Below are 8,334 nucleotides of genomic sequence, written 5' to 3'. Positions count from 1 at the left end.
AATGGTATGAGGCTTCAGCCTCCCAGGGCGATTACTATGCAATGTTCAAACTTGCAACGACTTCAGAAGATCCTTGTTCCGTCATCAATCAATGTCCTCCAGGAAGCAAAAAATCGAGTGATTGGTTAGACCTATTGATAAAAACCGCAACTCCTCGCGCCGTAAGTGGAGATGCCGAAGCAATGGCGATTTTGTACAATGCAACTGCAGAGTTAAAGTGGTTGGAAAAGTCAGCGGCAGCCGGATATGCACCTTCACAGTGGTTACTCGCCAATCGTTATGCCGAGGGCGAAGGCACATTTTTACTTCCTTGGAAGAGGAAGAATGCTGAGGAGGAGTTGCTGAAATCCGCCTCTGAAGGTGGCTACTCCCCAGCGATGATTGAATATATATCGATCCTTTTCCAACGGAACGATTTAGAAAGTGTTCGATATTGGTGGGAGGTGGCGGCAAAAACCGGTTACCAAGCCGCCGTTGCAAGTTATGGTGCATATCTATCCCATACTCCCGACAAGGTTGGCTATTCCATAGATCTAGTTAAAGGCTACGCACTTGTATCCTTGCTTAAAGAGCTGGATGGCGGTGGAAACATTCAAGCTTATGTCGAAGGCAAGTTACCTCAAATAGCGGAGAAAATGACGCCCGCTCAAATTGAGGAAGCAAAAAAATATGCGATTGAATGGAAGGCTACTCACCCGCCTCTTTCTTTCTATCCAGAAAAATTAGGTTTCTAATTTTGGCTCAAGAGCTTTCCACCATAAAGGGCAACGCTCGTGCGTTTAGTGACTTAGCCGTACGGCGAGCTATGGGTTTCAGCCTGGTACTTTTTAGCATTGTATTTAGTGATGGCGCAATTGCCGGAATGACCGTTGAACAGCAAGACACAAAAAAATAATGGATTGATTTTTTCCAATCAATACAAACCTGCTGAGATGCAGTTACGTATCGCTGCGGAAGCTGGAGATGCAGAGGCCCAATTTCACCTAGCGGAAGAACTTCGAAAAAAAAGCGCTATAGTAATAAAGAAGAAAAAAATGGTATGAGGCTTCAGCCTCCCAGGGCGATTACTATGCAATGTTCAAATTTGCAACGACTTCAGGAGATCTTTGCTCCCTCATCAATCAATGTTCTCTAGGAAGCAAAAAACCGAGTGAGTGGTTAGACCTATTGATAAAAAACCTCAACTCCTCGCTCCGATCTTGACAACTTCATGAGCGAAGCAGTACTTCGCCTGAGACAACGTGACAGTGATGTCATGCGAGGTCGATACTCATCCCACGTCAAGTTACTAGGTGAAAAGCGAGACAGCTATTGCCAGCGGAGCCAATATTACGGACGCATCTATATACCATCCGGCAAAGCCACCTATGTTGGCCCTCCAAAATAATCATCCGGCTTGGAACCCTCATGTTAATCAAAACAGCACTTTCGCTATTGATGTTTTTCACGCTCAACTGCTATGCAAACACAGAATTGACAAAAGAGCAAAGCTCGGCGAAAAACACAGGGATTATTCTATATAACCAATACAAAGCCACTTCTGCGATCCCTTTTTTAACAACAGCAGCAGAAGCGGGCGACTCCGAAGCACAATATTATTTAGGAGAGTCTCTTCGAAAGAAAAATCATTACATGAACAATGAGGCCAGAAAATGGTATGAAGCATCGGCAGGTCAGAACAATCTTTATGCCATGATCCAATTGGGCCGCATTGAGCACGACATGTGCGAAATATCCAACGACTGCCCTACTTCGCAGAAGCAAGCAATTGATTGGTTGAATCAGGCAAAAAATATAGCTCAAGAAAAAGCCGAAGCTGGCGACGCGGAGGCGATGCGCATAATGTATGAAATCACGCTAGATGATACTTGGCTTGAAAGATCCGCCGTTGCGGGAGATGCATTTGCACAGTACTGGATGGCGGTTTCCGTCAAGCAAGGCGATGGCTTTTTCCTGCCTTGGAAACGAAGAGAAGCAGTTGAAAAATGGTTTAAGCTTGCGGCTGAAGGCGGCTACCCCAAGTCAATGATGAATTATGCCGCCATTTTATATGAACGAGGTGATGTAGAAGGCTATCGCCATTGGGTCGAAAAGACAGCGCTAACGGGGTATGCAACTACTGTTTTCGGCTACGGCTCGGATTTGGCACATGAGCCTGACAGATTTGGATTTCCGCTAGATTTAATTAAGGGGTACGCGCTTTTATACTGGCTGTCCGAGCTGGACGGGGGTGGTGGCATGAAGGAAAATGTTGAGTACACGCTACCTAGAATCGCCGCAAAAATGACTGCTGAACAGATTGAAGCAGCCAAAAAGTTTTCTCAAGAATGGGCTGCGTCGCACCCTCCCCTCTCTTTCTTTCCTGACAAACTTAGCCGTTGATCATCATGAAACTTCATATCGCAGGTTTTTTGCTAGTCGCTTTTACCCCCGCCGCACTGGCACTAAGTGACTCCGAACTTGCAATGAAATCTCGCGGCATAATTCTTTACAATCAATTCAAAGCCGTTTCTGCAACCCCGCTACTGAGAATAGCGGCAGAGGCTGGAGACCATGAGGCACAATATTATTTAGCTGAGTCATTGCGACAAAAAAATAGCTATATGAATCCTGAAGCTAAAAAGTGGTATGAGATGGCAGCTACCCAAGGGGATCTTTATGCAATGATCCAGCTTGGACGAGTAAAAAATGATTTGTGTAAATTATCAGAAGACTGCCCCGCTACAGAAAAGAAACCATCAGACTGGTTGAATCAAGCATCTAGCATCGCTCAGCCTAAAGCCGAAGATGGAAATGCAGAAGCCATGTACATCATGTATGAATTGACACTCGATACAACTTGGCTAGAAAAAGCAGCTGCAAAAAATCACCAAATTTCACAGTATTTGTTAGCTAGAAGCTACCATCAGGGGGACGGTTTTTTCCTTCCATGGAAACGCTCGGAAGTTGTTGAAAACCTATTCAAAGCTTCAGCTGAGGGTGGTTACCCGCCTTCAATGATGGAATACGGAGCCCTTCTTTATGAAAAAGGTGATATTGAAGGGTTCCGTCATTGGAATGAGCAAGCAGCTTTAGCAAGTTACGCCACAACGGTTTATGGTTACGGCTCTGATCTTGCTCATGAGCCAGACACGTATGGATTTCCATTCGATGTCGTTAAAGGTTATGCGCTCATTTACACCTTGAAGGAGCTAGACGGCGGTGGGGATTTACAAGAAAGAGTGGAGAGTAAGCTACCAAAAATTGAAGCGAAGATGACAGCTGAACAGATTGAAGCGGCCAAAAAGTTTTCTCAAGAGTGGGCTGCGTCGCACCCTCCTCTCTCTTTCTTTCCTGACAAACTTAGTCGTTGATTGTTTTATTCAAAAACGATGGTGCCAGAGTCATACAAACGGGAGCAGTAGATAGCGTGGAGTTAGACTCAACGCTATCTACTGCTCCCGTTTTCATTCAACACATCAAACCGGCGCCTTCCAACTCATCATCTGCTGCTGCGCCACCTGCAGTAAATCATTGCCATCCTGTGTCAGCAGGTAAAGCGCATGGGTGATGTGTGGGATGTCCTGCACGTCGGCGTGCTTGAAGCACAGGCAATGCAGGGTTTCGAGCAGGTCGGCGGAAGCGCGGACGCGCTGGACGGCTGCTTCGAGGATGTCTTTCGGGTTGGCTTGGGTGTCGATGATCAGCGTCGGGGTTTCAGTGACGTTGCTGCTGAGGGGTAGATAGCGATTTAGCAGCGGTTTAATTATTGGCATCTTGATTACTCAACTGTATTAGAAGGTAACCGCCATAGCCGTGACCAAACGGTGGGAGGCGGCCGTGTACAGGCTTGGTCAACCGAGAACAGTTCAAACTCAGCTCGCCCGAAGGCGTCCTGCACACAGCCGCCACGGCATTGCACTTCACGGACCAAGAGATCCGCGCGGGGCAAATGATGGCACATATGCAATGAACTTTTCTCAGGTGACCAAACCCGAACCACTGATTTTGCAGCGGCAACCGACAGTAACCGCCCCGCTCCACCCGCCGAAAGCAGACAAGGCACCAGCCTTTGTAGGAATTCGCCAAACATCCCGAAGAAAACCACCTCACTCCCTGACAGCCGGCGTTCAGCCCGGTTAACCATCCCTTAACGCCGAGGTCAAAAACTCTACTGAACCGCACGCCTTCAGCCGTTTTGGCTGTTGCCCGGTGCGGCAGGTTCGGGTGAGTCACGCCGAACGCTAGAACCGCCACTCGGGAGTCCTTTCATGAACATTCGTCCTTTATTGCTCACCGCCGCCCTCGCCTGCACCGCGTTTACCGGGCTGGCCCAGGCCAATGACACCTCCGCCACCTCCAAAGCCGTGCCGTATCAGTACGGCATGCCGCTGCAGGTGGCCAAAGTGGTGTCCTTGACCGAGCCGCCAACACAAACGTGCAAGGTGATCACGGCCGATATGAAGTACATCGACAACGCCGGTAAGCCCGAGGAGATCAGCTACCGGAAATTATCCGACGCGTGCAACTTCCAGAACTGACAGAAACGTCTGATTTGCCGGTTTGCGGTAGGCGTGGGGTGTTTCGAGGGTTATGCTCGGGGCCTCCTCACTGCCGCAAGGATTGGCCATGCAGTTGTCGTTCCGCACGTTGTCGAGCATCACCTCCTCTTTGTGTTTTCTGCTGGCGCTGGTCTGGGGCTTTTTCCCGGATATCCTGCTGGCGACCTGGAGTATTGAATATTCCGAAGGCGCCGGGTTTGTCGCGCGGCGTGGTGCGGTGTTGTTTGCGGCGCTGGGAGTGATGTTTTATCTGGTGCGCACGGCACCGCCGTCGTTGGGGCGCAATGCGCTGAGCAACGGGTTCATCGTTGGGTGTTTGGGTTTGGCGGTGCTGGGGTTTACTGAATGGCTCAACGGCCATGCCGGCCCCGGGATTCTGCTCGCGGTGCTGGTCGAGTTCGCGCTGGGCCTTGGTTTCGTGCAGGCCCGGCGCGTGACGGTCGAACTGGGTGAAACGGTGCGTTAGATGGCTCTGGATCGTGGACTGTAGTGATGTGGTGCAATTTGCTTGCTCAGATCCGAACGCAGCCCGGCGATCAGTTCGTTGATTTCGCGACAGCCATTGAGGTGGCTGGCATCAATGCCGCTCACCAACAAATCGACCTGATCGGTCTGGTGATCGCCGAACACCTTGACGGTCATCGACAAGTCCGGCGACAGCGTGCACTGGCAGCGTTTCGGCAGAAAACTGCTTTCAATGATGTTGCGTAGTTCCAAGGCAGACAGAAACATGGCGAAACCCTCTCCTTACTGTGAGATGCCAATCAAGTATTCACGCTGACCGTTGCTGACCCTGCACGGGTGTGTCCCCGCTGTTTCCCTGGGTGTGGCACGCGGCGGTACTGCGAAATGCCCATTGGAGTGTAGGCGCCCAAATCCGGTGCGCCGCACTGTAACGACGCATAAAACGTGCCTTCCATCGGATCGTTTCGACCCTTGCAGAATCAAGCACTTGGCGACGTGGCCAGTATTTTGCCAATTGCAAAATGCAAGAAATGCCTCTACGGGCACCGCAATTTGCACGTCGACGCCGGTTTGCATTCATCGCCGATGACAGTGAGAATGCCCGCTATCTACCCTACACCTGCATGGAGGCTTCTATGGGTTCTTTACGCACTTACGCGACCGCCGGGCTGATCATCGCCAGCCTTTCCACCTCCGCCCAAGCAGCGAAACTCGAAGACGTCGCGCCGTACCCCAAGGCCGAGGCCGGGTTCACCCGTCAGGTCATTTACCTGCCGAAGCAGGATCAGGAAGAAAACTTCCAGGTCGAGATCCTTGCCGGCAAAACCCTGGAAGTCGACTGCAACCGTCAGCGCCTGGGCGGGGTTCTGGATGAGAAGAATCTTGAAGGCTGGGGTTATCCCTTCTATCGTCTGGAAAAAGTCATCGGTCCGATGAGCACGATGATGGCCTGCCCGCCCGGCAGCCAGAAGAAACGTGCGTTCGTGCCGGTCGTCGGCGATGGTTTCATGCTGCGCTACAACAGCAAACTGCCCGTGGTGGTTTACGCGCCGGCGGACGTCGAAGTGCGTTATCGCGTCTGGTCGGCGTCGGATAAAGTCGGCACAGCTCTTCGGGAATAACCGGAACAAGGAGCGTCCTGCGTGATTACCTGCCATGTCAGATATGTCATCGATCCTTACCAGTTGGCCGAGTTCGAAGCGTACGCAAAAGCCTGGCTCGGCATTGTCGAGCGATTGGGCGGCACGCACCACGGCTACTTCCTGCCCTCCGAGGGCGCGAGTAATATCGCCTATTGCCTGTTCAGTTTTCCGTCGCTGGCGGATTACGAAAGCTATCGGCATATCGCATTGACCGACGCGGAAAGCACCGCGCTGGTGGCCAATCTGGTCGAGAAAAAATTCATCGTCAGTTACGAGCGCAGCTTTCTGCGCCCGTTGCTACCGTAACCCCCCCTGATGCCGGGACGCTGCATGCAGCAGCGCGCTCGGCGACGTGGCGCAGGCTGTCGAAATTGATATTGGCCCCCGAGTCGATCGCAACGAAGGTCTGATCACGAGCGCCGGTGCGCGCCACGTAGCGCTTGATCCCGGCAACCGCCAACGCGCCGGAAGGTTCGGTGATCGAGCGGGTATCGTCGTAGATATTCTTGATTGCGGCACACAGGTCGTCGTTGCTGACAGTGATCACCTCGTCCACGCAGAAACGGCACAGTTCAAAACCGTATTCGCCAATCTGCGCCACGGCCACGCCGTCGGCGAAGGTACCGACGCTGGCCAGCACCACACGGTGATCGGCTTCCAGCGCAGCCTTGAGACATGCTGAGTGTTCAGATTCGACGCCGATGATGCGCACTGACGGGCGCAGGTATTTGACGTATGCCGCGATCCCGGCGATCAAACCGCCGCCGCCGACCGGCACGAAGATCGCGTCCAGCTCGCCTTGATGCTGACGAAGGATTTCCATTGCCACGGTGCCTTGTCCGGCGATCACGTCCGGATCATCGAACGGCGAAACGAAGGTACGCCCGGTCTGCTCGGCCAGTTGCAACGCGTGGGCCAGGGCAAAGGGGAAACTCTCGCCGTGCAGCAGCGCTTCGGCACCGCGACTGCGCACGCCCAGCACCTTGAGTTCAGGTGTTGTCGAGGGCATGACGATGGTGGCGGCGATACCCAACTCACGCGCCGCCAGCGCCACGCCTTGGGCGTGATTGCCCGCCGACGCGGTGATCACCCCGCGCGCCTTCTGCTCATCACTTAACTGCACCAGTTTGTTGTAGGCGCCGCGGATCTTGAAAGAGAACGTCGGTTGCAGGTCTTCACGCTTGAGCAGGATGCGGTTGCCCAGCGCTTCGGACAAAGCCGGCGCCGCCTGCAACGGTGTGCGCACGGCAATGTCGTACACCGGTGCGGCGAGGATCTTTTTCACGTAGTGCTCTAGCAGGGCTTGCTGGTCGCTCATTATCGTCTCCTGACTCATCCGGCTTGTGCAGGAGCTACCGCCGGCAGCTCCTGCATGAGCCTTGTTGAAACCCTGGAGACAGAAAGTAAAAACCCGCCTCTAGGGCGGGTTGGGTGCTGCAGCCGTGCGCTAGCCCGCCAAATAAGGAATGGCGGTAATAATGCTTGGCTGGCAGCGCAGTACGGTCGAAGTCATGGGCTGGAAATTAGCCCGGGCGCTGCTGGCAAGTCAATGGCCAATTTTGCGCAGCGGCGATAGTCTGGCAATTGAGCTCATCACTTCAAGGAACGAATACATGCTGTCTATCGCCCTGCCCCTCACGGCATTGCTCGCGTTTGCCGGATACACCGTTTCGGTGATGCTTCAGGCTGAACAATCGCTGATCGATTTCGGCATCAGCCTGATGTCACGGCCTGACACCGCTCAGGTGGTGATTGATTTGTATCTGCTGGCGACGTTGGCCGGGATCTGGATGGTCAAGGATGCGCGTACTCGCGGACAGTCTGCCTGGTCGGTGCTGCCGTACTTGCTGTTGACGGCCATTTTTGTGTCGGTCGGGCCGTTGTTGTATCTGGTAGTGCGTGGGATTAGGGAGCGCAGACAATCGGTTGGGCAGGCCCGAGCAAGTTGATCTGGACTTCTCAGCGCTGATTCGATGGCCTTCGCGAGCAGGCTCGCTCTTACAGAGAGCGATGCCTTTTCTCTAGTGCAGTATCACCAATGGCGTCTTCAGTTTTAACTGACTCAGTCTTCACCGCTGTAAAGAGACTCTGTGGCGGTCCCCGCTTGAGGCCAGGAGACGATAATTGTCTCCTGGCGTGCCAGGGGCCAATCAAGGGCTTGGATTATTTGCAGTCTTGATTAAAGT

Annotated in this window: 11 protein-coding genes and 1 pseudogene; 9 read left to right on the top strand and 3 right to left on the bottom strand. The window is 52.9% G+C overall.

Features of this window, described 5'->3' with window-relative positions; genetic code table 11:
* The 4 genes from DBR24_RS16210 to DBR24_RS16200 form a co-directional block, all read left to right on the top strand.
* Positions 1-734 (top strand): sel1 repeat family protein (locus tag DBR24_RS16210; protein WP_256591551.1); only part of this gene is annotated, 734 nt, incomplete at its 5' end.
* A 135-nt stretch (positions 735-869) separates the two neighbouring features.
* The gene (locus tag DBR24_RS30935) at positions 870-1,043 is read left to right on the top strand and encodes a hypothetical protein (protein ID WP_158277039.1); all 174 of its coding nucleotides are present in this window, start codon (positions 870-872) and stop codon (positions 1,041-1,043) included.
* 364 nt (positions 1,044-1,407) lie between these two features.
* Positions 1,408-2,382 carry a tetratricopeptide repeat protein gene (locus DBR24_RS16205; RefSeq protein WP_128615267.1) on the top strand — a complete coding sequence of 325 codons (975 nt, stop codon included), beginning with the start codon at positions 1,408-1,410 and terminating at the stop codon, positions 2,380-2,382.
* Between the two features lie 5 nt (positions 2,383-2,387).
* The gene (locus DBR24_RS16200) at positions 2,388-3,353 is read left to right on the top strand and encodes a tetratricopeptide repeat protein (RefSeq protein WP_128615266.1); all 966 of its coding nucleotides are present in this window, start codon (positions 2,388-2,390) and stop codon (positions 3,351-3,353) included.
* Between the two features lie 105 nt (positions 3,354-3,458).
* Here the strand turns inward: DBR24_RS16200 and DBR24_RS16195 are convergent, their stop codons facing one another.
* A complete protein-coding gene (locus DBR24_RS16195; protein WP_128615265.1) occupies positions 3,459-3,755 on the bottom strand; it encodes a hypothetical protein in 297 nt (98 codons plus the stop codon).
* Between the two features lie 495 nt (positions 3,756-4,250).
* On the opposite strand from DBR24_RS16195, the gene DBR24_RS16185 reads away from it, so the two are divergent.
* Together DBR24_RS16185 and DBR24_RS16180 are read left to right on the top strand one after the other, a co-directional pair.
* Positions 4,251-4,520 (top strand): DUF2790 domain-containing protein, encoded by a 270-nt coding sequence (locus tag DBR24_RS16185; protein WP_128615264.1) that lies wholly within the window; start codon positions 4,251-4,253, stop codon positions 4,518-4,520.
* Between the two features lie 88 nt (positions 4,521-4,608).
* Complete coding sequence (locus DBR24_RS16180; protein WP_123468471.1) at positions 4,609-5,007, top strand: hypothetical protein; 399 nt, start codon at positions 4,609-4,611, stop codon at positions 5,005-5,007.
* Here the strand turns inward: DBR24_RS16180 and DBR24_RS16175 are convergent.
* Positions 5,004-5,273 carry a DUF1652 domain-containing protein gene (locus tag DBR24_RS16175; protein ID WP_123468469.1) on the bottom strand — a complete coding sequence of 90 codons (270 nt, stop codon included), beginning with the start codon at positions 5,271-5,273 and terminating at the stop codon, positions 5,004-5,006. The two genes, DBR24_RS16180 and DBR24_RS16175, sit on opposite strands and share 4 nt — an antisense overlap.
* Before the next feature lie 368 nt (positions 5,274-5,641).
* Between DBR24_RS16175 and eco the strand changes: the two genes are divergently transcribed.
* On the top strand, positions 5,642-6,127 hold the full coding sequence (eco, locus tag DBR24_RS16170; RefSeq protein WP_128615263.1) for a serine protease inhibitor ecotin: 486 nt from the start codon (positions 5,642-5,644) through the stop codon (positions 6,125-6,127).
* Positions 6,128-6,148: 21 nt separating this feature from the next.
* Positions 6,149-6,454 (top strand): NIPSNAP family protein, encoded by a 306-nt coding sequence (locus DBR24_RS16165; protein WP_123468465.1) that lies wholly within the window; start codon positions 6,149-6,151, stop codon positions 6,452-6,454.
* A 31-nt stretch (positions 6,455-6,485) separates the two neighbouring features.
* Here DBR24_RS16165 and ilvA read toward each other — a convergent pair.
* A pseudogene (ilvA, locus tag DBR24_RS16160) lies at positions 6,486-7,466 on the bottom strand (threonine ammonia-lyase, biosynthetic); the annotation flags it as partial.
* 295 nt (positions 7,467-7,761) lie between these two features.
* On the opposite strand from ilvA, the gene DBR24_RS16155 reads away from it, so the two are divergent.
* Complete coding sequence (locus DBR24_RS16155; protein ID WP_123469180.1) at positions 7,762-8,097, top strand: DUF2834 domain-containing protein; 336 nt, start codon at positions 7,762-7,764, stop codon at positions 8,095-8,097.
* Positions 8,098-8,334: the final 237 nt, after the last annotated feature.

It is taken from the genome of Pseudomonas sp. HMWF006, assembly GCF_003061205.1.
In the GTDB taxonomy this organism is placed as follows: domain Bacteria; phylum Pseudomonadota; class Gammaproteobacteria; order Pseudomonadales; family Pseudomonadaceae; genus Aquipseudomonas; species Aquipseudomonas monsensis.
This window is presented reverse-complemented; position numbering and strand designations above follow the sequence as displayed.